19 protein-coding genes are annotated in these 22439 nt (G+C 64.8%); 2 read left to right on the forward strand and 17 right to left on the reverse strand.

All coding sequences use genetic code 11. From position 1 onward, the window contains the following. Nucleotides 1-99 precede the first annotated feature (99 nt). The 17 genes from AC56LR_RS12840 to ubiE form a co-directional block, all read right to left on the reverse strand. Nucleotides 100-879, reverse strand: coding sequence for an enoyl-CoA hydratase (locus AC56LR_RS12840; RefSeq protein ID WP_497130847.1), 780 nt, complete (start codon nt 877-879; stop codon nt 100-102). A gap of 114 nt (nt 880-993) precedes the next feature. Further along, nucleotides 994-2190, reverse strand: coding sequence for an acetyl-CoA C-acyltransferase (locus AC56LR_RS12845; protein WP_497130848.1), 1197 nt, complete (start codon nt 2188-2190; stop codon nt 994-996). 26 nt (nt 2191-2216) lie between these two features. Further along, on the reverse strand, nt 2217-4613 hold the full coding sequence (locus AC56LR_RS12850) for a 3-hydroxyacyl-CoA dehydrogenase/enoyl-CoA hydratase family protein (protein ID WP_497130849.1): 2397 nt from the start codon (nt 4611-4613) through the stop codon (nt 2217-2219). Between the two features lie 35 nt (nt 4614-4648). After that, nucleotides 4649-6439 (reverse strand): acyl-CoA dehydrogenase C-terminal domain-containing protein, encoded by a 1791-nt coding sequence (locus tag AC56LR_RS12855; RefSeq protein WP_497130851.1) that lies wholly within the window; start codon nt 6437-6439, stop codon nt 4649-4651. 52 nt (nt 6440-6491) lie between these two features. After that, a complete protein-coding gene (locus AC56LR_RS12860; RefSeq protein WP_497130853.1) occupies nt 6492-7106 on the reverse strand; it encodes a TetR/AcrR family transcriptional regulator in 615 nt (204 codons plus the stop codon). A 334-nt stretch (nt 7107-7440) separates the two neighbouring features. Beyond that, on the reverse strand, nt 7441-7821 hold the full coding sequence (locus AC56LR_RS12865) for an RNA-binding S4 domain-containing protein (RefSeq protein WP_497130855.1): 381 nt from the start codon (nt 7819-7821) through the stop codon (nt 7441-7443). A gap of 8 nt (nt 7822-7829) precedes the next feature. Further along, on the reverse strand, nt 7830-8990 hold the full coding sequence (clsB, locus tag AC56LR_RS12870; RefSeq protein ID WP_497130857.1) for a cardiolipin synthase ClsB: 1161 nt from the start codon (nt 8988-8990) through the stop codon (nt 7830-7832). Nucleotides 8991-9006: 16 nt separating this feature from the next. Next, nucleotides 9007-9816, reverse strand: coding sequence for an endonuclease/exonuclease/phosphatase family protein (locus tag AC56LR_RS12875; protein ID WP_497130858.1), 810 nt, complete (start codon nt 9814-9816; stop codon nt 9007-9009). Nucleotides 9817-9889: 73 nt separating this feature from the next. After that, nucleotides 9890-10342 carry a dihydroneopterin triphosphate diphosphatase gene (gene nudB, locus AC56LR_RS12880; protein WP_497130859.1) on the reverse strand — a complete coding sequence of 151 codons (453 nt, stop codon included), beginning with the start codon at nt 10340-10342 and terminating at the stop codon, nt 9890-9892. 92 nt (nt 10343-10434) lie between these two features. Further along, on the reverse strand, nt 10435-12231 hold the full coding sequence (gene aspS, locus AC56LR_RS12885) for an aspartate--tRNA ligase (RefSeq protein ID WP_497130904.1): 1797 nt from the start codon (nt 12229-12231) through the stop codon (nt 10435-10437). A gap of 73 nt (nt 12232-12304) precedes the next feature. Further along, nucleotides 12305-12892: a DUF502 domain-containing protein gene (locus AC56LR_RS12890; RefSeq protein ID WP_171085001.1), complete on the reverse strand. Its 588-nt coding sequence runs from the start codon at nt 12890-12892 to the stop codon at nt 12305-12307. A gap of 56 nt (nt 12893-12948) precedes the next feature. Next, nucleotides 12949-13272 carry an FmdB family zinc ribbon protein gene (locus tag AC56LR_RS12895; protein WP_497130861.1) on the reverse strand — a complete coding sequence of 108 codons (324 nt, stop codon included), beginning with the start codon at nt 13270-13272 and terminating at the stop codon, nt 12949-12951. Nucleotides 13273-13735: 463 nt separating this feature from the next. Then, nucleotides 13736-14344, reverse strand: coding sequence for a methyltransferase (locus AC56LR_RS12900; RefSeq protein WP_497130863.1), 609 nt, complete (start codon nt 14342-14344; stop codon nt 13736-13738). Then, nucleotides 14331-15923 carry a ubiquinone biosynthesis regulatory protein kinase UbiB gene (gene ubiB, locus AC56LR_RS12905; protein ID WP_497130864.1) on the reverse strand — a complete coding sequence of 531 codons (1593 nt, stop codon included), beginning with the start codon at nt 15921-15923 and terminating at the stop codon, nt 14331-14333. The genes AC56LR_RS12900 and ubiB overlap by 14 nt, the downstream gene beginning before the upstream one ends. Nucleotides 15924-15936: 13 nt before the next feature. Next, nucleotides 15937-16548 (reverse strand): ubiquinone biosynthesis accessory factor UbiJ, encoded by a 612-nt coding sequence (locus tag AC56LR_RS12910; RefSeq protein WP_497130865.1) that lies wholly within the window; start codon nt 16546-16548, stop codon nt 15937-15939. A gap of 131 nt (nt 16549-16679) precedes the next feature. Further along, entirely contained in the window at nt 16680-17654 is a 975-nt protein-coding gene (locus AC56LR_RS12915) for a Tim44 domain-containing protein (RefSeq protein ID WP_497130867.1), read from the reverse strand. A gap of 19 nt (nt 17655-17673) precedes the next feature. Then, a complete protein-coding gene (gene ubiE, locus AC56LR_RS12920; RefSeq protein WP_497130869.1) occupies nt 17674-18408 on the reverse strand; it encodes a bifunctional demethylmenaquinone methyltransferase/2-methoxy-6-polyprenyl-1,4-benzoquinol methylase UbiE in 735 nt (244 codons plus the stop codon). 451 nt (nt 18409-18859) lie between these two features. Between ubiE and AC56LR_RS12925 the strand changes: the two genes are divergently transcribed. Continuing rightward, on the forward strand, nt 18860-20197 hold the full coding sequence (locus tag AC56LR_RS12925) for a sigma-54 dependent transcriptional regulator (RefSeq protein WP_497130870.1): 1338 nt from the start codon (nt 18860-18862) through the stop codon (nt 20195-20197). Between the two features lie 478 nt (nt 20198-20675). Continuing rightward, on the forward strand, nt 20676-22364 hold the full coding sequence (locus tag AC56LR_RS12930) for a hypothetical protein (protein WP_497130872.1): 1689 nt from the start codon (nt 20676-20678) through the stop codon (nt 22362-22364). The last annotated feature ends 75 nt before the right edge of the window (nt 22365-22439 follow it).

Below are 22439 nucleotides of genomic sequence, written 5' to 3' on the forward strand. Positions count from 1 at the left end.
CAAGCCCTCCCTAGGTAAAGAATAAAAGCGATTGATCATCCCGACTGACGACTTGCCGGCTCATGCAAAATTCGTTGCAAGAATGACGCCGTCGTCGGATCAGTCGAACTGGCTGAAGTCCGGCTTGCGTTTCTGGAAGAAGGCGGTGAACGCTTCCTTCGCTTCCGGCGCCAGCAGCATGGCCGCGAAGCGCTCGTTCTCGGCGGCGATCGCCGCTTCGATGGCCTCGATGCGCGGACGTTTCATCAGCGCCTTGGTGGTGCGGATCGAGGCGGCCGGCAGGGCCACGAGCTTGGCGGCCTGCTGCTCCGCAAAGGCGCGCAGTTCGGCGGCTGGCAGCACGCGCGTGACCATGCCCAATTCCAGGGCTTCCTGGGCGCCGAAGGCTTCGCCCAGCAACAGCTTCTCGGCGGCGCGTGCGTAGCCCGCCGATTGCGTCACCAGCAGCGAGGAACCGAATTCCGGGCACAGGCCGAGCTGGGTGAAGGGCATCGAGAACTTGGCGTTGTCGGAGCAATAGACCAGGTCGCAGTGCATCAGCATCGTGGTGCCGATGCCGATCGCCGCGCCGGCGACTGCCGCGACGACCGGCTTGGTCGTGCCGTGCAGGGCCCGCATGAACTGGAAGACCGGACGGGCTTCGGCGGGTACGCCCGGCACCGGGGCCGAATTCTTCATGAAATCGTCGAGGTCATTACCGGCGGTGAAGATCTCCGGCTTGCCGGCGATGAGGATGGCGCGCACGGCGCTATCCTGCTCCGCATCGACCAGGGCGTCGGCCATGGCCTGGTACATCACGGCGGTGATGGCGTTCTTGCGCTCGAGGCGGTTGAATTCGATGGTCAGCAGGCCGGCGGCCTTGGTGATCAGCATGTCCATATCAGGAAGTCTCTCGTTGTATTTTGAGTTCAGATGAACGCGCGGGCGGGAGACCCGCCCACCCTACAAGGGCGAACGGGTGTCCCGCCCACGCGCATGCCTACTTGCTTAAACTTAAACGCGCTCGATAATCCCCGCCGCGCCCATGCCGGCGCCGACGCACATCGTCACCATGCCGTACTTCAGGTTGTTGCGGCGCAGTGCGTGCACCACGGTCGCGGCGCGGATGGCGCCGGTCGCGCCCAGCGGGTGGCCCAGGGCAATCGCGCCGCCCATCGGGTTGACCTTGCTCGTGTCCAGACCCAGGTCGCGGATCACGGCCAGCGCCTGTGCGGCGAAGGCTTCGTTCAGCTCGATCCAGTCCAGCTGGTCCTGGGTGATGCCGGCGGCAGCCAGCGCCGCAGGGATCGCGACCTTCGGGCCGATGCCCATGATCTCAGGTGGGACGCCGCGCACGGCGAAGGACGAGAACTTGGCCAGCGGGGTCAGGTTGTGCTCGCGCAGGATCTTCTCGCTGACGACGATCAGCGCACCGGCGCCGTCCGACATCTGCGACGAGGTGGCGGCGGTGACCGAGCCCTTGGCGGCGAACACCGGCTTGAGTTTTGCCATGCCTTCCATCGACGCATCGGCGCGCGGGCCTTCGTCCAGGTCGACGGTGCGGCGCTTGACGGTGATCTCGCCGGTGGCCAGGTTCGGCGTGCGGGTGATGATTTCGACCGGGGTGATCTCGTCCTTGAAGTGGCCGGCCTGCTGGGCGGCGATGGCGCGGCGGTGCGATTCCAGGCCGAAGGCGTCCTGGTCTTCGCGCGAGATCTTCCACTGGTTGGCCACGTTTTCCGCGGTCAGGCCCATGCCGTAGGCCAGGCCCACGTTCTCGTCTTTGAACGTGTCCATGTTGATCGACGGGTGGTGGCCCATCATCGGCACCATCGACATCGATTCGACGCCGCCGGCGATCATCACGTCGGCTTCGCCGACGCGGATGCGGTCGGCCGCCATGGCCAGGGCGGTGATGCCCGAGGCGCAGTAGCGGTTGACGGTGACGCCGCCCACGGTGTTCGGCAGGCCGGCCAGCACGACGGCGTTACGCGCCACGTTGAAGCCCTGCTCGGCTTCCGGGAACGAGCAGCCGACGATGGCGTCGATGATCAGGGCCGGGTCGAGGTTCGGCACGGCGGCCATGGCGCCGCGGATCGCGTGCACCAGGAGGTCGTCCGGGCGGGTCTTGTTGAAGAAGCCGCGCGGCGCCTTGCCGATCGGGGTGCGGGTGGCCGCGACGATGTATGCGTCTTGAAGTTGTTTGCTCATGTCAGTCTTCCTGTTCTGTTCGCGGCTTAGTTACGGACTGGCTTACCGGTCTGCATCATGCCCATGATCCGCTCTTGCGTCTTCGGATTGGCCAGCAGCTCGATGAAGGCTTTGCGCTCCATGTCGAGCAGCCACTGTTCCGATACCACGCTGCCCTGATCGACGTCACCGCCGGTCACGATCTCGGCGATCATGTCGCCCAACTTGTAGTCGTGGGCCGAGATGAAGCCGCCGTCGCGCATGTTGACCAGCTGGCCGCGGATCGTCGCCCAGCCGTAACGGCCGGTGACGGTGACCGGACGGCGCGCCGGGGCGCGGTAGCCGGCGTCGAACATGGCGCGCGCGGTGGTTTTCGCCACGTGCAGCAGTTCGTACGGGTTGAAGACGATCACGTCGTCTTCCTTCAGGTAGCCCATGGCCTTCGCTTCCAGGGCCGATTTCGACACCTGCGCGGTGGCCGCGTTGGTGAAGCCGGTCTTCAGGAATTGCAGGATGTCGTTGCCCTTGGCTTCCGTGAAGGCGCGTACTGCCGCTTCCTTCAGGCCGCCGCCGGCCGGCACCAGGCCGACGCCCACTTCCACCAGGCCGATGTACGACTCGATCGAGGCCACGCGCTTGGACGCGTGCAGCATCATCTCGCAGCCGCCGCCCAGCGCCAGGCCCGCCACTGCGGCGACGACCGGGATGTTCGAGTACTTCATCTGCATGAACACGTTCTGCAGGTCGCGGACCATCGGGTCCATCGCCTTGGCGCCGCCCATCATGAAGGCCGGCATGGCCGACTGCAGGTCGGCGCCGGCCGAGAACGCGCCGCCTTCGGCCGCATCGGTATTCCAGATCACCAGGCCCTTGTAGCCCTTTTCGGCTTCCGCCATGCCGCGCTGCAGGCCTTTCACGACGCCTTCGCCGATGACGTGCATCTTGGTCTTGAGCGAGATGACCAGCACTTCGTCATCCGCATGCCACAGGCGCACGGATTCGTCTTCGAACACGGTGGTGCCGAAGGTTTTCGGGTCAGTCGTGGTCGAGCCCAGCACCGGTGCGCGGAACTGCTGGCGCTGGTACACAGGCAGGTCGGACGCAGGCACGTAAGCATTCTTGGAAGCCGAGAACGAGCCTTCCGCGGTGTGCACGCCCTTCTCTGCGACCGGGCCTTCGAACACCCAGCTTGGGAGCGGTGCGTTGGTCAATGCCTTGCCGCTGTCGATGTCTTCCTTCACCCACTGGGCGATCTGGGTCCAGCCGGCGGCCTGCCAGGTTTCGAACGGGCCGACGCTCCAGCCGAAGCCCCAGCGCATCGCGAAGTCGACGTCGCGCGCATTGTCGGCGATGGTGTCGAGGTGGACGGCGATGTAGTGGAAGGCGTCGCGGAAGATCGCCCACAGGAACTGCGCCTGCGGGTTGGTCGATTCGCGCATGGCCTTGAACTTCTTGACCGGGTCCTTCTCTTTCAGGATGCGGGCGACGATGTCGGCCGCCTTGGCGCCGCCTGCGACGTATTCGCCGGTGGCGAAGTCGAGGCGCTGGATCTCCTTGCCGACCTTCTTGTAGAAGCCGCCGCCGGTTTTCTGGCCCAGGGCGCCCTTCTCGATCAGCTTGGCCAGCACTTCAGGGGTCTTGTACAGGCTGAAGAACGGGTCGTCCTGCAGGGTGTCCTGCATGGTCTTGATCACGTGGCCCATGGTGTCCAGGCCCACTACGTCGGCGGTGCGGAAGGTGCCCGACTTGGCGCGGCCCAGCTTGGCGCCGGTCAGGTCGTCGACCACGTCCACCGACAGGCCGAACTTCTCGGCTTCGTGGATGGTGGCCAGCATGCCGAAGATGCCGACGCGGTTGGCGATGAAGTTCGGGGTGTCCTTGGCGCGCACGACGCCCTTGCCCAGGGTCGAGGTCAGGAAGGTCTCGAGCTGGTCGAGGATTTCCGGACGGGTCGACGTGGTCGGGATCAGTTCCACCAGGTGCATGTAGCGCGGCGGGTTGAAGAAGTGGACGCCGCAGAAGCGCGCCTTCAGTTCGTCGTCGAAACCTTCGGCCAGCTTGTTGATCGACAGGCCCGAGGTGTTGGAGGCGAAGATCGCGTTCGGGGCGATGTGCGGTGCGACCTTCTTGTACAGGTCGTGCTTCCAGTCCATGCGCTCGGCGATGGCTTCGATGATCAGGTCGCAGCCGGCCAGCAGCTCGAGGTTGTCCTCGTAGTTGGCCACTTCGATCAGGGACGCGTCGTCCTTGTTGCCCAGCGGGGCCGGCGACAGTTTTTTGAGGTTCTCGATGGCGCGCAGGACGATGCCGTTCTTCGGACCTTCCTTGGCTGGCAGGTCGAACAGCACGACCGGCACCTTGGCGTTCACGCAGTGCGCAGCAATCTGCGCGCCCATCACGCCGGCGCCCAGCACGGCGACTTTCTTGACGATGAAATTGGACATGTAATTCTCTTCCTAAGAGTTAGCGTGATGGGTTATTAAAACAGGTCCGCGTCCAGCGCCAGCAAATTCGCCGAACCCGAACGGGCCTGGCGGATCAGCATCGCGGTTTCAGGATACAGGCGGGCGAAGTAGAAGCGGGTGGTAGCCAGCTTGGCGACGTAGAATTTGTCATCCGAGTCCTGCTTGGCCAGCGCGATCTTCGCCATCTGCGCGAAGAAGTAGCTGAACACCAGGTGGCCGACCACGCGCAGGTAAGGCACGGCGGCGGCGCCGACTTCGTCCGGGTTCTGGAAGGCCTTCATGCCGATTTCCATGGTCAGCTTGGTGACCTTCTCACCGAGCTCGCCCAGCGGGGTCACGAATTCCGACATCGACTCGTCCAGGCCGTTCTCTTCCACGAAGGCCTTGATCTTCTCGCCGAAGGCGCGCAGCTTGGTGCCGTTGTCCATCAGGATCTTCCGGCCCAGCAGGTCGAGCGACTGGATGGTGTTGGTGCCTTCGTAGATCATGTTGATGCGGGCGTCGCGCACATACTGCTCCATGCCCCATTCGGCGATGTAGCCGTGGCCGCCGTAGACCTGCATCGCTTCCGAGGTCGCGATCCAGCCGTTGTCGGTGATGAAGGCCTTGACGATAGGCGTGAGCAGCGCGACTTCGCCGGCGGCTTCCTTGCGCACCGCTTCGTCCGGGTGGTTCAGCTCACGGTCGATCTGCAGCGCGATGTACGAGGTCAGTGCGCGCGCGCCTTCCGCAAAAGCTTTCGCGGTCAGCAGCATGCGGCGCACGTCCGGGTGCACGATGATCGGGTCGGCCGGTTTGTCGGTCGCCTTCGGGCCCGACAGCGAACGCATCTGGATGCGGTCTTTCGCGTACACCAGCGCGTTCTGGTAAGCCACTTCGGTCAGGCCGAGCGACTGCATGCCCACGCCCAGGCGGGCGGCGTTCATGAACACGAACATCGCCTGCAGGCCCTTGTGCGGCTGGCCGATCAGGGTGCCGACTGCGCCGTCCAGGTTCATCTGGCAGGTCGAATTGCCGTGGATGCCCATCTTCTCTTCGATCGCGCCGCAGGCGATGCCGTTGCGCTCGCCCACCGAACCGTCGGCGTTGACCATGAACTTCGGCACCAGGAACAGCGAGATGCCCTTCGAGCCTTCAGGGGCATCCGGCAGGCGCGCCAGCACCAGGTGAACGATGTTCTCGGACATGTCATGCTCGCCGGCCGAGATGAAGATCTTCGAGCCCGAAATCTTGTAGCTGCCGTCGGCTTGCGGCTCGGCCTTCGAGCGCAGCAGGCCCAGGTCGGTGCCGCAATGCGCTTCGGTCAGGCACATGGTGCCGGTCCACTCGCCCGAAACGAGCTTGGGCAGGAACAGCTTCTTCTGCTCGTCGGTGCCGTGCTCTTTCAGGCACTCGTAGGCGCCGTGCGACAGGCCCGGGTACATGGTCCATGCCTGATTCGACGAGTTCAGCATCTCGTAGAACGAATTGTTCAGCGAGACCGGCAGGCCCTGGCCGCCGTATTCAGGATCGCATGCCAGCGCAGCCCAGCCGCCTTCGACATACTGTTTATACGCTTCCTTGAAACCCTTCGGCGTGGTGACGGTCTTGGTGGCCGCATCGAAATGGCAGCCTTCGCGGTCGCCCGAATGGTTCAGCGGGAACAGGACTTCCTGCGTGAACTTCGCACCTTCTTCCAGCACCTGGTTGATGATGTCGGCGTCGATTTCCTGGTACGCAGGCAGGTTCTTGAACTCTTCGCTGACGTTGAGGAATTCGTGCAGAACGAACTGCATATCCCGGATTGGCGCGACGTACTGACCCATGGTTTTCTCCTGAACGAAGGTGATTGTGTTGTTTTGACTGTCGGCGCAGTAACTACTGCGCCGGGGTGCCCGCAGGCGTGGGATTGCGATAATTCTCGATCAGCCGCTCGAAGCCGCGGCGCGCGCGCTCGACCGAGCCGGGCATGCGCAGGAAGCGTGCATCGTGGTGCAGGGCCAGGATCAGCCCATACATTTCATACACCAGCTGTTCGGCATCGGTGTCAGGACGCAGGTGGCCGATTTCGATGGCCTGGCGCGCGCTGCGCTGCAGTGCGCCCTGCCAGGCCTGCACCATCGACACCAGCTCTTCGCGGATCGGGCCCGGACGGTCGTCGTACTCGACGGCGCCGCTGATGTAGATGCAGCCGGACGCGATCTCGACCGACACACGCTTGAGCCAACGGTCGAACATCGACTCCAGGCGCGACAGCCCGCGCGGCTCGCGCACGCTCGGGAAGAACACTTCCTGCTCGAAGCGGTGGTGGTAGAGCTTGACGACTTCGAGCTGCAGGTCTTCACGCGAACCGAAATGCGCGAACACGCCGGATTTGCTCATGTTCATCCGGTCGGCCAGCAGGCCTATGGTCAGGCCTTCCAGTCCGTCGCGGCTGGACAGCTCGAGCGCCACGTCGAGAATTGCCGCTCGAGTGAGTTCGCCCTTGCGCATGAATTTTGCTGAAGTAGTGATAACGGCCCCTGAATCGAAAAAATCCGAACGCTCGTACTATTATCTACCAGGCTTGAAATGTCAAACGGGAACTTAGAGGCGAAGTTCTATTGATGCAAGACAACGGCAGGTGGAGGAACCACCTTGGCGAGGAGAACGTTGTCGCAGATGTAAAGGTAACGCATTTTTGGACGGTCGTGCGTTGATTTTCTTAGGGTGGGCGGCTTCGCCGCCCGCGCGTTCAACAAGGGCATGAATAAAGGCGCAGGCAGCATTACAGCGTTTTGAACGCGCGGGCGGGAGACCCGCCCACCCTACGGTATTGCAATGATCTTCAGGAACCGGCTTTTTCGATCGCCCGGCGGTCGCGCTTGGTCGGCCGCCCCTTGATGTCGAGGCTGGGCTCCGGGAACAGCCGGCGCGCGGTCTTGTCGTTCTCGCGCTTGGCGATGCTCTCGTCGGTCTCGAAATACAGTTCGCGCGCGACCGGCGCCGGGCCGCGCTTGTCGGAGATGGCGGCGACGATCACTTCCCAACGGTCGGAGCCGTTGTCGATGACCAGCTTGTCGTTGAGTTTCACGTTGCGGGCCGGCTTGACCGGTTCGCCGTCGACGCGCACGCGGCCGCGGTCGATCGCATCGGTCGCCATCGAGCGCGTCTTGAAGAAGCGCGCCGCCCACAGCCATTTATCGAGTCGTACGTTGTTGTCTTCCATGATTCGTCCTATGCGTAGCCGATCGCGAAGATCCGCATCGCCAGTTTATACAACAGGTAGGCCGCGCCGTAGCTCGCACGCTTGCACCAGCCGATGTGCCCGAACTCCTCGGCGCAGACCGGCACGCCGTCCGCGATGCCGCGCTCGATGTGCGCGCGCATGGTGGCGGCGAACTTCTGGTCGAGCACCACGACATTGGCTTCCTGGTTCAGGAACAGCGACAGCCCGTCGCAATTGCTCGACCCGACCGTGGCCCAGTCGTCGTCGACTACCGCGACCTTGGCATGCAACTGGGTCTTGCGGTACTCGACCACCTTGATGCCGTCGGCCAGCAGCTTGGGGTAGAAGGAATGCGCCACCGCGTCCTGGATGCGGAACTCCCCCACCCCGATCAGGAGCGTCACCTCGACGCCGCGCTGCGCTGCATGGGCCAGCGCCTTGCGGAACTTGCGGCCCGGGGCGAAATACGGAGTGGCCAGCAGCACGCTGTGCCTGGCGCGGCCCAGGGCCTGCAGGTAGGCGCGCTGGATCGTGGAGCGGTTGCGCAGGTTGTCGCGCACCACGAAGGCGGCGCGCGCCGGATGCTCGCAGGATGTCGGCGGCAGCTTGCGCGACTCCTTGAACAACTCGATGCGCTGCTTGAGCCGCATGTGGCCGGCGCGCAGCCATTGCCCCTGCGCTTCGTCGTGGATCTGCCTCACCAGCGGCCCTGCTACCCGCACGGCGAAATCCCAGCGCGGCGCGGCCAGGCGCTGGTGCTCGGCGTGGTCGCAGCGCATGTCGTCGTTGATGTTGATGCCGCCGACGAAGGCGACCTCGCGGTCGATGACGGCGATCTTGCGGTGCGAGCGTGCGATGCCGCGCCTGCACCAGGGGTTGAAGACGCGGTACTGCACGCCGGCGTCCGCGAAGGCCAATCCCAGCCGTGTCGCGGGACGGTGCTCGGTGCCGATCCAGTCGACCAGCACGCGCACTTTCACGCCGCGGCGGTCGGCGCGGATCAGGGCGTCGCGCACGGCGTGCCCGGTCTCGTCCTCGGCGAAGATATAGGTTTCGAACAGGACCTCGTACCGGGCCGCGTCGAGCGCCGCGATCAGCGCCGGGAAATAGGCGGTGCCGCTCTCGAGCAGGGTGACGTCGTTGTTGTCTACAAAGGCGACTTGGCGCATGGACGCTGGAAGGCCACTAACTAAGCTGGAGTTCCGCCACGATCGGTGCGTGGTCGGACAGCTTCGCCCACAGCGGGCCGTGCATCACTTGCGCGTTGTCGACCTTGAAGCCGCGCACGTAGATGCGGTCGAGGCGGAACCAGGGCAGCATGGCCGGGAAGGTGCGTGCCGGCGCCAGGCGCGGCGCACGGCCGGCCCAGCTGCGCACCATGTCGCCCATCGGCGACTTCGGGCCCAGCTCGTCGAACACCTCGACCACGCCGAGCGCATTGCGCAGGCGGTCGCTCAGGGTGTTGCGCCAGTCGTTGAAGTCGCCGGCGATGATCACCGGCTCGCCATGCGAGGAGGTGTTGACGTGGTCGATCAGGGCTTGCGCCTGGCGCCCGCGGCCGCTTTCGAACAGGCCCAGGTGCACCACGTAGCAGTGCACCCGGCCGGCGGTCGTCTCCAGCACACAGTGCAGGATGCCGCGCTGCTCGTAGGCGTGGTCGGAGATGTCGTGGTTGTGCGAATTCTCGATCGGGAAGGCGCTCAGCAAGGCATTGCCGTGGTGGCCGTGGTCGTACACGGCGTTCATGCCATAGGCGGTATGGTGCTCGTCAGCGGCGAAATACTCGTGCTGTGCCTCTTCGGGCCAGTGGTGATGGGCGAGATCCTGCTTGCCGTAGCGCTCGAGGTGGCGGTCGTGCCGCCCCTGTACTTCCTGCAGGAAGACGACATCGGCATGGAATTCGGCGATTGCCTTCTTCAATGCGATCACCCGCGGCGTACTGCGCAGCGAGGAGACGCCTTTGTGAATGTTATAGGTAGCCACGCGAATCTTCATGGGAACATTCTAACAACATCGTGCCCCGCCCAAGCGCCAACCGGCCCCAATCGTGCGCTTGTAAGGAAAAAGCTTAGAGGGACATGTGACGGGGCAATTGCAGGATCGCCTCGGCATTCGAGGACGAGAAGCACCGGTCGGCCGCTTCCAGCAGCGGCAGCCACGCATGGTTCAGGTGCTCGCGCGGGCTGAGCAGGATGGGAATGTCCCGTGGCACGCAGACCGAGAACACGTGTTCCGTATTGTGCGTGACGCCGGGGGCGTAGCGGTGGCGCCAGACCGGGTAGATTTCATAGACGTTGGACAGGCGCCAGTCATGCAGGCGGATGGTGTCGCCGTCGGCGTGGATGCCGGTTTCCTCGAACAGTTCGCGGGCGGCGGTATGTTCCAGCGGTTCGTCGGGGGCATCGAGCGAACCGGTGACCGATTGCCAGAATCCCGGGCGGTCGGCGCGTTCGATCAGCAAGACCTCCATGGCGGAGGTGTGGATGACGACCAGGACCGATTCGGGGATTTTGTGTGGCATGGGGGCCAATATGACAAACGCGGGCAGGACCGGTGACCGGTCGTGCCCGCGTTGGTTGAACGCGCGGTCGGCAGAGCCGACCAGCCTATCGTTTAAGCAATCTTCGGTTCGGCAGCACGCAGGCGGATGTGCAGTTCCTTGAGCTGCTTCTCGTCCACTTCCGACGGCGCGTTGGTCAAGAGGCACTGGGCGCGCTGGGTCTTCGGGAAGGCGATCACGTCACGGATCGATTCCGAACCGGTCATCAGGGTGATGAGGCGGTCCAGGCCGAAGGCCAGGCCACCGTGCGGCGGCGCGCCGTATTGCAGGGCGTCGAGCAGGAAGCCGAACTTCAGCTGCGCTTCTTCGGCGTCGATCTTCAGGGCGCGGAATACCTTGCTCTGGACTTCTTCGCGGTGGATACGGATCGAGCCGCCGCCCAGTTCCCAGCCGTTCAGGACCATGTCGTAGGCCTTGGCGATACAGGCGCCAGGGTTGGTCTCCAACATGTCTTCGTGGCCGTCTTTTGGTGCGGTGAACGGGTGGTGGGTTGCGGTCCAGCGGTTGTTTTCTTCGTCGTGCTCGAACATCGGGAAGTCGATGACCCACAGCGGCGACCAGACTTCGTCGAACAGTCCGGCCTTCTTGCCGAATTCCGAGTGGCCGATCTTCACGCGCAGCGCGCCGATGGCGTCGTTGACCACCTTGGCCTTGTCGGCGCCGAAGAAGATCAGGTCGCCGTCTTGTGCGCCCGTCAGTTCCAGGATCTGCTCCAGCACTTCGTCGGAGATGTTCTTGACGATCGGCGACTGCAGGCCGTCACGGCCCTTGGCCTTCTCGTTGACCTTGATGTAGGCCAGGCCCTTGGCGCCGTAGATCGCGACGAACTGGGTGTAGGCGTCGATTTCCGAACGCGGCATCGAACCGCCCTGCGGCACGCGCATGCCGACCACGCGGCCGCCGGTCATGTTGGCGGCCGAGTTGAAGACCTTGAACTCGACCGACTTCATCAGCTCGGTCAGTTCGGTGAATTCGAGCTTGACGCGCATGTCGGGTTTATCGGAACCGTACATGCCCATCGCGGTGGCGAAGTCCATCACCGGGAACGGGTTCGGCAGGTCGATGCCGGCGGCGTTCTTGAAGACGACGCGCATCATGTCTTCGAACAGGTCACGGATTTCCTGCTCGGTCAGGAACGAGGTTTCGCAGTCGATCTGGGTGAATTCCGGCTGGCGGTCGGCGCGCAGGTCTTCGTCGCGGAAGCACTTGGTGATCTGGTAGTAGCGGTCGAAGTTCGCGACCATCAGCAGCTGCTTGAACAGCTGCGGCGATTGCGGCAGCGCGAAGAAGTTGCCGGCGTTGACGCGCGACGGCACCAGGTAGTCGCGCGCGCCTTCCGGGGTCGACTTGGTCAGCATCGGGGTCTCGATGTCGATGAAGCCCAGGTTGTCCAGGTACTTGCGCACTTCCATCGACACCTTGTAGCGCAGGCGCAGGTTGTGCTGCATCTGGTTGCGGCGCAGGTCGAGCACGCGGTGGGTCAGGCGGGTGGTTTCCGACAGGTTGTCGTCGTCCAGCTGGAACGGCACCGGCACCGACGCGTTCAGCACTTCCACGGCGCTGGCGTTGATCTCGATCTTGCCCGACTTGAGGTTGGCGTTGACAGTGCCTTCCAGGCGGTTGGTCACGGTGCCGGTGATGCGCAGGCAGTATTCGTTGCGCACATGCTCGGCGGCCTTGAACACGGCGGCGTTGTCCGGATGGCAGACCACCTGCACCAGGCCTTCACGGTCGCGCAGGTCGATGAAGATCACGCCACCGTGGTCGCGGCGACGATGCACCCAGCCGCACAGGCTGACGGTTTGGCCCAGCAGTTCCTCGGTGACGAGGCCGCAGTAGTGAGTACGCATGGAGGACATAGTTTTCGTTCCAGGTTAGTTGGTTCGGCAGGGCCAGGGCCCGTATTCTTTTGTTCGGTATTGCTTATTCGGGAGCGACGACGCCCATCGAGACGATGTGCTTGAGCGCCGCGTCGACCGACATGTTCAGTTCCACGACCTTGCTGCGTTCCATCATCAGGAAGAAGCCCGAGGTCGGGTTCGGGGTGGTCGGCACGTACACGCTCACGTAGTCGCCCACCAGGTGGTTCTTGACGTCCCCGCCCGGCACGCCGGTGAGGAAGGCTATCGTATAGGAATCCGCGTGCGGGTACGGAATCAATACCGGCGTGCGAAACGCATTGCCCGAGGACGAGAACAGCGTGTCCGACACCTGCTTGACGCTGCCGTAGAGCGAGCTGACCACCGGGATGCGCTTCATCACGCGGTCGCCCACCTTCACCACCCAGCGGCCGACCAGGTTATTGGTCAGCAGGCCGGTGACGAACACGATGGCCAGCGTCAGCACGGCGCCCACGCCGGGCACGTCGCGGCCGAACATGGTATGTGGCTGCCAGGCTTCCGGCACGAACAGCAGCGACTGGTCCAGCGTGCTGATGATCAGGCTCAGCACCCATGCGGTGATCGCCAGGGGCACCAGCACCAGCAAGCCGGTCAGGAAATATTTGCGCATCGAATTCACTTGTTCTTATGGGTGTGCCGCCTTCGCAGGCTGCAGCGTTGCTTGACTCAGGCGCCGCTCTTGTCGCCGCCGCTCGCCACGGCCGGGGCCGGGGTGCTGCTGGCGGCCGGAGCGCTGCTGCCCTCGCTTGACGCGGCCGGCGCGGTGGTCGATGCTGGTCCTGCGGCCGTGCCCGTAGCGGGCGCATTGCCGCCCCGGAAATCGGTGACATACCAGCCCGAGCCCTTGAGCTGGAAGCCGGCCGCCGTCACCTGTTTCTTGAAGGCGTCCTTGCCGCACGACGGGCAGACCGTCAGCACCGGATCGGAAATTTTTTGCAGGGCATCTTTGGTAAATCCGCATTCATCGCAGCGGTAGGCGTAAATCGGCATCTCGTTACTCCGCAAAAATCTACAAAACCCTGAATTATAAAGCTTTTGCGTGAAGTTTTGCCCGTTTGGGCTGCAGGGGCCGCCAAGGCAGAGCCGCGCTGGTCCCATGCCATGCGGCGCGGGTGTTGTTTTTCTTCATCGCCAACAACTGTTTCGTTTGCTCAATAGCAGCTCTGGGTGATTAAATAGCATCTTTCCTAACGACATGTGGGAGTAGAGCAAGCTCTGCTATCCAAAGTTGAAGAAGAAACAGAAGATTGCGCGGTGCTACACCGCCGCTGGTCCGTAAAAGAACGCTGTACTTCCAAGAGCCCGCGCATGCGGGCTTTTCTTTTGGCTGTCGAATTTGTAGGGTGGGCGGGTCCTCCCGCCCGCGCGTTCAAATCACGTATGAATTGACGCACAGGCTTTTTATAGACCGGCTGAACGCGCGGGCGGGGGACCCGCCCACCCTACAAAATCATCAACGGCGCTGCCACAGCATCCACCGCTCTTTGCCAGCAAACACGGGAATCGAATCCGTCACCGCCGCATCCTCAACGCATTCGAAAGTCGGCGCCATCAAGGCATCCAGCTCGTCGCGCCCGATCCCGAACGGCGGACCCTTGAGCGCCTCGTCGAAAAAGAAGAAGCCCCCTACCCTGCCGCCCGGCGCCAACAGCTCGGCCCAGCGCGCCACGACCTGCGGCCGCATGGCCCGCGGCAGCGCGCACAGGAAGGCGCATTCGTAGATGAAGTCGAGCGGGTGCGCCGGGTGCCAGGCAAAGAAGTCGGCCTGCACCACGCGCTCGCTCCACTGCCCCGCCAGCGCCTTGCCGCGCGCGACGGCCACGGGCGCGAAGTCGATCGCGGTCGCGTCCCAGCCGGCCTCGCACAGGTAAGCGAGCTCCCAGGCGCTGCCGCAGCCGGGAATCAGGGTGGTCAGAGGAGGATTGCGGGTGGCGAAATCGCGCAGGGACTGCGGCACGCCGCCGCGGTCCCAGGGCGTGAATTGCCTGGCGAAGCGCTCGTCCCAGAATTGCGGGTCGAGCGGGTCGCGGTTCTCGAAGCTGGGTGGGTCAGCCGCCGCCATAAATGAAGAACCAGCCGATCGCCGCCATGCCCAGGCTGCCTGCGACCAGGCCAAGGAAGGTCATCAGGCCCAGCAGGCGGTTGGTGCGGCGCTGCTCGGCCAGCACCATGGCCATGATGTCGGCATTCGACATCGGATGGCCGCCGGTGTTGCCGATGCTGGTATGGGCGTGGTGCTCGAGCGCCTGGTGCAGCAGGCGCGGCAGTTGCGGGAAGATATGGGCGTAGCGCGGCGCTTCGGCGCGCAGGCGCTCGACCATGCCGCCCCAGCCGACCTGCTCGCCCATCCAGCGCTCCAGGTAAGGCTTGGCGGTCTTCCACAAATCGAGTTCCGGGTCGAGCTGGCGGCCCAGGCCTTCGATGTTGAGCAGGGTCTTTTGCAGCAGTACGAGTTGCGGCTGAACCTCGACATTGAAGCGGCGCGAAGTCTGGAACAGGCGCAGCAAAATCTGGCCGAAGGAAATATCCTTCAGCGGGCGGTCGAAGATCGGCTCGCAGCAGGCGCGCACGGCAGACTCCAGCTCGTCCACGCGGGTATTGCGCGGCGCCCAGCCCGATTCGATGTGGGCCTCGGCCACGCGCTTGTAGTCGCGCCGGAAGAAGGCCAGGAAATTCTGCGACAGGTAATCCTTGTCGAAATCGGTCAGGGTGCCGACGATGCCGAAGTCGAGCGCGATGTAGCGGCCGAAGGTTTCCTTCTCGACCGAAACCAGGATATTCCCCGGGTGCATGTCGGCGTGGAAGAAGCCGTCGCGGAAGACCTGGGTGAAGAAGATTTCCACGCCGTCGCTCGACAGTTTTTTCAGGTCCACGCCTTCGGCCGCCAGGCGGTCGATCTGCGACACCGGGATACCGCGCATGCGTTCCATGACGATCACGCTGCTGGAGCAATAGTCCCAGTGCATCTCCGGCACCATCAGCAAATTCGAATTCGCGAAGTTGCGGCGCAGCTGGCTGGCATTGGCCGCCTCGCGCATCAGGTCGAGCTCGTCGTGCAGGTATTTGTCGAACTCGGCCACCACTTCGCGCGGCTTCAGGCGCCGGCTTTCGGACCAGACACGCTCGATCAGGCGCGCAGCCAGGTCCATCAGGGCCAGGTCTTCGTCGATGGTCTTTTTCATGCCGGGACGCAGCACTTTCACTGCGACTTCCAGCCCGTTCTTGAGCGTGGCAAAGTGCACCTGGGCGATAGAGGCCGAGGCCACCGGGGTCCGTTCGAAGCTGGCGAACAGCTCGTTCGGGTGGGCGCCGAGCGAGGCCGTGATCTGGGCAATGGCCAGGTCGGAATCGAAAGGCGGCACCTGGTCTTGCAGCAGCGAGAGCTCGTCGGCAATATCCTGGGGCATCAGGTCGCGCCGGGTCGACAGCACCTGGCCGAACTTGATGAAGATCGGGCCCAGCTCTTCGAGCGCCAGGCGCAGGCGGATCGCACGCGGCGAGGTGATGCGGCGCCAGAAGAACACGGTATTCATGAAGCGGGCGGTGCGCGGCGCCTGCAGGCTCGTCACCGCGATCTCGTCGAGGCCGTACTTGGTGGCGATGGTGAGGATTTTTACCAGGCGCAGGAATTTCAATATCATCAGCTATCCGAAGTCAGTGTTCGCGCGGCGTGGGGGTGGAAGCGGCCTGCGCCAGGCGCGCTTCCAGTTTCGCGATGCGCTTGGCGGTGCGCTCGACGTCGTCGCGCAGGCGCACCACGTCGGCCGCGAACTCGCCGACCTGGGCCGGGCGCACCAGCACCGGGCGCTCCTCCAGCAGGAATTCAGCCACGTTTTCGGCCAGCCGGCGGCCCGCGCCCAGCACACCCTCGGCCGCGCCACGCGAGCCCTGCACCAGGCGGCGCGCGCCGACCGGGCCGATGACGCCTTCCAGGTCGTACTCGGCATCCCAGCGCAAGCCCTTCGAGAGGGCCGAGATGGTGTTGGCAAATTCCGCGTCGCCCTCGATCTTCACGTAGGAAAAGGCGCGGTCGCGGTTCTGCGCGATCAGCGGCAGGTCGGTCAGCTTGACGCGGATGGTCACGTTGGCCGGGACATCGCCCTGGCTGGACTCGAGCATGCCGTCGCGCGCCACGCGCAGGCGCAGCTGGAACTGGCCCGTGTCGATGCAGGCTTCCTTGCCGGCGTGACGGACGAGCGCATCACGCGCCCAGGCTTCCTGGGCCAGCAAGTGGTTGATCGTGGCGACCGCTGGGGTCGACAGCATGGTAGAGCTCGGGAACATGGCGGCACACGTTGTTGAAAAAAAACCGCCCGGTAGGTACGCGGGCGGTTTCGATCTTACCAGTTTGCCGGGCACAAACCCGGCAGCACGAGAACTTTACTAAAAAATAATTCTTATTGCACTTGCTGAATACCCGCCAGCACCCAGCCGCCCTGGCCGGACAGTGGCTTGGACATGTTCCAGACCTCCACGAAAGGCTCGGCCGGCGCGTTCGGGGCGGTGCGGATCATGCCGTTGAACTGCACGCTGGCCAGGTAGTCGGTGGCGGTGGTCTCGATGCCCAGCAGCTGGCCGTCGATGCTTACCACGTCGGTGAAGTCGGCCACGCCGCCGCGTTCCTGGATCTGCATCTTGAGCTCGGCGAAGACTTCCGGCGTGGTGAATTCACGCAGGTCGTTGGTGTCGCCGCGGTCCCAGGCCGCCTGCATGCGGATGAACGAGGCTTGCGCGTGGCGCAGGAAGGCAGCCTGGTCGAAGTCGCCCGGCACGCCCCACTGATTGTGCGCAGCGCCGCCCGCCGCGCCTGGCTTGCCCAGGGACACGCCGCCCCCGTGTTGCTGGCCCTGGAAGCCGACCGGCTGGCGCAGGCCCGAGCCGATTTCCGGAGTGGCCACCGAACCTGCGGCGGCGCCGGCAGGCTGCGGATTGGCGTAGCCGCCGAAGGCCGGATTGGCCGGGGTGTCCTTGCGGCGGAACATGCGCACGATGAACATCACGGCCAGCGCCAGGAGGCCGATCATCAGGATGGCCGAGATCGCGCTGGCGAAGGCGCCCCCGATGCCGAAGTGCGACAGCAGCGCGCCCAGGCCCAGGCCCAGCAGGGCGCCGCCGAGCAGGCCCTTCCACATGCTCGGGCGCGCCGTGCGCGCGGCCGCGGCAGCCCCGGCAGCACCGGCGGTGGCCGGCACGGCCGAGGGCTGGCGCTGCTGGAAGCCCGGGGCGGGTGCCGGCGCCGGGGCCGGCATCCGCTGCACCGATTGCGACTGGCGCCCGAACGAGCGCTTGCCGCCCATCGGGCGCGCGGTGGCTTCCGCAATCATCGACACGGCGGTGACCGCCAACAGCATCGTGGCCAGGAATTTTTTCATGATCGTGTTCCTAGAATAATTACAGTTTGATGCCGGTGTGCAGCGCTGCCACACCCGCCGTCAGGTTGTGATACTGGACCCGCTCCAGCCCCGCATCGATCATCATCGTCTTGAGCGTGTCCTGGTCCGGGTGCATGCGGATCGATTCGGCGAGGTAGCGGTAGCTCTCTGCGTCGCCCGCGATCTTTTGTCCCAGCCAAGGCAGCACCGAGAACGAATACACGTCATACGGCTTCTGCAGCGGCGCGATGACTTTCGAGAACTCCAGCACCAGCAGCTTGCCGCCGGGCTTGAGCACGCGGCGCATCTCGGCCAGCGCCTGGTCCTTGTGCGTCATGTTGCGCAGGCCGAAGGCCACGCTGACCCGGTCGAAATAATTGTCCGGGAACGGCAGCTTCTCGGCGTCGCACAACAGAGTTGGGGTCACCAGGCCCTTATTCAACAGGCGGTCGCGGCCGACGCGCAGCATCGACTCGTTGATGTCGGTGAGCCAGACTTCGCCGGTGCGGCCTGCCTGTTTCGCAAATGCCTTGGCCAGGTCGCCGGTGCCGCCGGCGATGTCGAGCACCTTGAAGCCGGGGCGCACGCCCGCCTGGGCGATCGTGAACAGCTTCCAGGCACGGTGCAGGCCGGCCGACATCAGGTCGTTCATGACGTCGTATTTGGCGGCGACCGAATGGAAAACCTTGGCGACTTCCTGGACCTTCTGGTCCTCGGCGACAGTCTTGTAGCCGAAGTGGGTGGTATTCGTCATATATGAGGGCGGTGGTGGGTTGCCAACATTATACAAGCTGGCCCGTTCGGGCTACGCGCGTTGCCCCGGCGGCTGTGTGCACGGGCGATGCTTCGTCAAAGGAAAGAAAGTTGCCTCCGGTATAATCGTCAAATTAGCCAAATGCCGGACACCTTGCCACTCCATGCGTATCCGTACCCTATCCGATCGAGAAACTGGTGGCGCTGCTGGCAAGCGCCGCCGTGCATACAGACATTCCGTAAGGTATTGATTCCTAAGGGAATTTTTGCGATGCAGATTACCAACTCGGCAATTGTCGTGCGCCGGAAAGTTGCCGATTCTGGTTAAATAGCCGTCATGTGTTGCCGGATGCGATCCGACACCATTGCGGGCAATTCCGTCAGAGACTCCCCCGCCCTTCGGCCGACAGCGCCGTCCGTATTACCAATAAAAACCAAGAACAACGAGGTACATGGTGTCGGTAAAACGACTGTTATGCATTGCGGATGAAGGCAAGGCCGGCGTGCACGCGGCCTGCGGCGATTTGCGGGGCTGGGACCTGTGCACGGTCGACAGCTTCCAGGCCGCGCGCAAGGTCCTGGCACAGCAACATTACGCGGTCGGGCTGCTGCTCGACGGTAACGGCAGTCTCGAACACGACGATACCGAACGTTTCCTGCAACAGCATCACCACATCCGCTGGATCGGCGTGTTCGGCTCCGACGTCCTGCACCGTCCGCAGCTGCGCCAGGCCATCGCGACCCATTTGTGCGACTTCCATACCCGGCCGGTCGACATGGTGCGCCTGCACCATTCGCTCGGCCACGCCCACGGCATGGCCATGCTCACCAAGGGCACGCCGCCGCACAGGCGCCAGGCCGCCGCGCGCCATATCGACGGCCAGTCGGTGGCCATCCGCCGCCTGCGGGCCCACATCGACAAGATCGCCGCGGTCGACGCGCCGGTGCTCATCTCGGGCGAAAGCGGCAGCGGCAAGGAACTGGCGGCGCAGGAAATCCATGCGCAGTCGCCGCGCGCCGGCGGGCCTTTTATTGCAATCAACTGCGCGGCCATCCCGCCCTCGCTCATCCACTCCGAGTTGTTCGGCTACGAGCGTGGCGCCTTCACCGGCGCGGCGAAAGAAAAGCAGGGCCTGATCGAGGCCGCCTCGGGCGGCAGCATTTTCCTCGACGAAATCGGCGACCTGCCCCTCGACCTGCAGGCCAGCCTGCTGCGCTTCTTGCAGGAACGCACGATCTACCGGGTCGGCGGCACCCGCAGCATCGCGGTCGATGCACGCGTGATCACCGCCTCCCACGTCGACCTGCCCACAGCCGTGGCCGCCGGACGCTTCCGCGAAGACCTGTACTACCGCCTGAGCGTGTTCCCGATCCGGGTGCCGCCGCTGCGCGAGCGCAAGGAAGACCTGCCCCTGCTGACCGAGCTCATCTTTGACAAATTTGCCGACGAGAAGAGCCCGCAACTCAAGGGCGTGAGCAAGCAGGCCATGCGCGCCATGACCCAGCACGACTGGCCCGGCAATGTCCGCGAGCTGATCAACCGCATGCGGCGCGCCATGGTGCTGTCCGAGCACCGCCTGATCATGCCGGAAGACCTCGAACTGACGGCCGGCGACGATGCCATCATCCTGCGTGACGTGCTCGACACGACGCGCGGCAGCGCCGAGCGCAACGCCATCTGGAACAGCCTGGCACGCTGCGGCAACAACATCAGCCAGGCGGCGCGCGACCTCGGTGTCTCACGCATGACACTCTACCGTTTAATGGCCAAGCACTCGATCGCACCCTGAACCCTGCGCGCTGCCGCCGGGCTTGCCCCGTTTCTTCCCGCTAGTTCCCGCTTCTCCCCCGTTCACGCCTTCCGCAGCGCCCTGCGCGCCTGATCCCGTCCTACTTCCTGTGTTGCCCGCCATCAGGCGGGCTGTATCAACCTGCCCGGAAACTGCTTACGGATTGATACAGTCTCGTGACAATACCGCTACAACTGTCTCAAGCCTGTGACACTTATTTTTTGACTTATTGAATTACCTCATCAACATGCTCCTACAGGTTTTCCGTCTATAAAAACCGTCAATTTAATCAAACACTTGGGCGACAAATGCAAGCTGGCACGCTAACTGCTAACAGACGGGTGGACCGGTTGTCATATTGACACCGGGCATCTCAACTTTGAACACCTCAGGGGAGCAACAGATGAAGCGCACTATTCTGGCAACCGCGATCGCACTGGCATTCGGTTTTGCACACGCACAAGACACTGGCAACTCCGTGAACAACGTTCGTGGCGGCAATACCCAGACCTCGACCAATACCACTACCCAGACCACCAACAACACGGATAGCAGCACCAACGACAGCTCCGACAACAGCACGCGCGACTCCTCTGGCCAGAACCGCAGCTCCGGCAATGCCCGCGCCTCCGAAGTCGGCGCAGCTGCGGCCAATAACGGCGCCACGGCAACTTCATCTGTTGCAAACTCCTTCAACACCTCGACCGCCAGCTCGAGCAGCCGCCTGGATGGCAACGTCAGCGGCAACAGCATCTCCGACATCGGCAACTCCTCCTATAACACCGGCAACGCCAACGGCGCGTCCGGCTCCGGCGCACGCGGCGGCGACGGCATGGGCGGCAACGCCCGCGGCGCTGCCGGTGCATCGGGTGGTGAGGCTGCCGGCGCCAACGGCGCCCGCGGCGGCGACGGCGCCGGCGCCACCAGCGGCTACGCGGCCAACGGCTCGGCATCGGTCGGCAACGCCTCGGGCGCGTCCGGCGGCGACGGCGGCGTGGCGCGTGGCGCCACCACCGGCGCAGGCGGCGACGGCGGCATGGGTGCGCGTGGCGGCGACGGCGGCCGCGCAGTGGCGACCGGCGGTGCGGGCGGCCGCTCGGATGCCACCGGGGGCCGAGGCGCCGCAGGCGGCGCAGGCGGCGCAGCCAACGGCGGCATGGGCGGCGGCACCGGTACGCTGGCCGGCGGCAACGGCGGCAGCAACGGTAACGTGAATGGGGGCGAAGGCGGCGCAGGCGGCCGTACCGGCATGGCCACCGGCGGCAGCGGCGGCATGGGCGGTTCAGGCGGCATGTCGTCGGGCTCCACCTTGAGCGCATCGAACGGCGCCAACGCGGGCGGCCCATCGAACGGCGACACCGGCGCCACCTCGGGCGCGGGCGGCATGCCTGGCTCGGAAGGCACCACCGGTGGCGCCAGCGGCGCAGCCACCGCGACCGGCGGCACCAGCACCGCAGGCACCGCCACCAGCGGCGCCAACTCGAACACCGCGGGTGATTCGATGGGCGGCGCAGGCGCAGCGGGCGGCGCAGGTGCAACCGCTTCGAACACCGGCGGCGCAGGTAGCGCAGGCGGCGCATCGACCGGCGGCACCGCCGGCGCAGGTGCGGCCCTGACTGCAACCGGCGGCGCCGGCGCCTCGGGCACCGGCGGTGAAGGCGGCGCAGGCGGTGCGGGCGCAGCCGGCACCTCGACTGGCGGCGCAGGCGCTTCGGGCACGTCGACCGGCGGCGCAGGCGCGGCAGGCGGCGCGGGCGGCGCGGGCGCAGCCAGCGGCGCGGCCTCGAACATGGCCGGCGCCGGCGGCGCAGGCGGCACGGCCACCAATGGCGACGCATCGAACGGCGCCAACACCTCGGGCTCGGCAACCGGCGGCATGGGCGGCGCAGGCGGCGCGGGCGGATCGACCGTGGCTGGCGCAGGCGGTGCAGGCGGCGCCAACACCGGCGGTGAAGGCATGGGCGGCGCAGGCGGCTCGGGCACCGGCGGCAACGGCGGCACCCAGACCGTGAGCACCGGCGCCTTCGACATGTCGAACTCGATGTCGAACATTGCCCAGTCGGCGGCAGGCGTCTCGGTGATCAGCCAGAACAACGGCTTCTCGTCGCTGATCCAGCAGAGCGTCAACGTCCAGTCGAACCTGGCAGTGGGCTCCTCGGGCCAGTAAGCGGCTCCGCGCGGTACGTGCAGTAATGCAGTAGCTACCACCGCGCGGCACCTGCCGCGCGGTGGTTTTCAAAGG

Source organism: Telluria sp. ZT3P39, from assembly GCF_059685935.1.

Coding starts and splice junctions, on each gene's coding strand:
- AC56LR_RS12840 (WP_497130847.1), bottom strand. CDS start 879: ATGGACATGCTGATCACCAAGGCCGCCGGCCTGCTGACCATCGAATTC.
- AC56LR_RS12845 (WP_497130848.1), bottom strand. CDS start 2,190: ATGAGCAAACAACTTCAAGACGCATACATCGTCGCGGCCACCCGCACC.
- AC56LR_RS12850 (WP_497130849.1), bottom strand. CDS start 4,613: ATGTCCAATTTCATCGTCAAGAAAGTCGCCGTGCTGGGCGCCGGCGTG.
- AC56LR_RS12855 (WP_497130851.1), bottom strand. CDS start 6,439: ATGGGTCAGTACGTCGCGCCAATCCGGGATATGCAGTTCGTTCTGCAC.
- AC56LR_RS12860 (WP_497130853.1), bottom strand. CDS start 7,106: ATGCGCAAGGGCGAACTCACTCGAGCGGCAATTCTCGACGTGGCGCTC.
- AC56LR_RS12865 (WP_497130855.1), bottom strand. CDS start 7,821: ATGGAAGACAACAACGTACGACTCGATAAATGGCTGTGGGCGGCGCGC.
- clsB (WP_497130857.1), bottom strand. CDS start 8,990: ATGCGCCAAGTCGCCTTTGTAGACAACAACGACGTCACCCTGCTCGAG.
- AC56LR_RS12875 (WP_497130858.1), bottom strand. CDS start 9,816: ATGAAGATTCGCGTGGCTACCTATAACATTCACAAAGGCGTCTCCTCG.
- nudB (WP_497130859.1), bottom strand. CDS start 10,342: ATGCCACACAAAATCCCCGAATCGGTCCTGGTCGTCATCCACACCTCC.
- aspS (WP_497130904.1), bottom strand. CDS start 12,231: ATGCGTACTCACTACTGCGGCCTCGTCACCGAGGAACTGCTGGGCCAA.
- AC56LR_RS12890 (WP_171085001.1), bottom strand. CDS start 12,892: ATGCGCAAATATTTCCTGACCGGCTTGCTGGTGCTGGTGCCCCTGGCG.
- AC56LR_RS12895 (WP_497130861.1), bottom strand. CDS start 13,272: ATGCCGATTTACGCCTACCGCTGCGATGAATGCGGATTTACCAAAGAT.
- AC56LR_RS12900 (WP_497130863.1), bottom strand. CDS start 14,344: ATGGCGGCGGCTGACCCACCCAGCTTCGAGAACCGCGACCCGCTCGAC.
- ubiB (WP_497130864.1), bottom strand. CDS start 15,923: ATGATATTGAAATTCCTGCGCCTGGTAAAAATCCTCACCATCGCCACC.
- AC56LR_RS12910 (WP_497130865.1), bottom strand. CDS start 16,548: ATGCTGTCGACCCCAGCGGTCGCCACGATCAACCACTTGCTGGCCCAG.
- AC56LR_RS12915 (WP_497130867.1), bottom strand. CDS start 17,654: ATGAAAAAATTCCTGGCCACGATGCTGTTGGCGGTCACCGCCGTGTCG.
- ubiE (WP_497130869.1), bottom strand. CDS start 18,408: ATGACGAATACCACCCACTTCGGCTACAAGACTGTCGCCGAGGACCAG.
- AC56LR_RS12925 (WP_497130870.1), top strand. CDS start 18,860: ATGGTGTCGGTAAAACGACTGTTATGCATTGCGGATGAAGGCAAGGCC.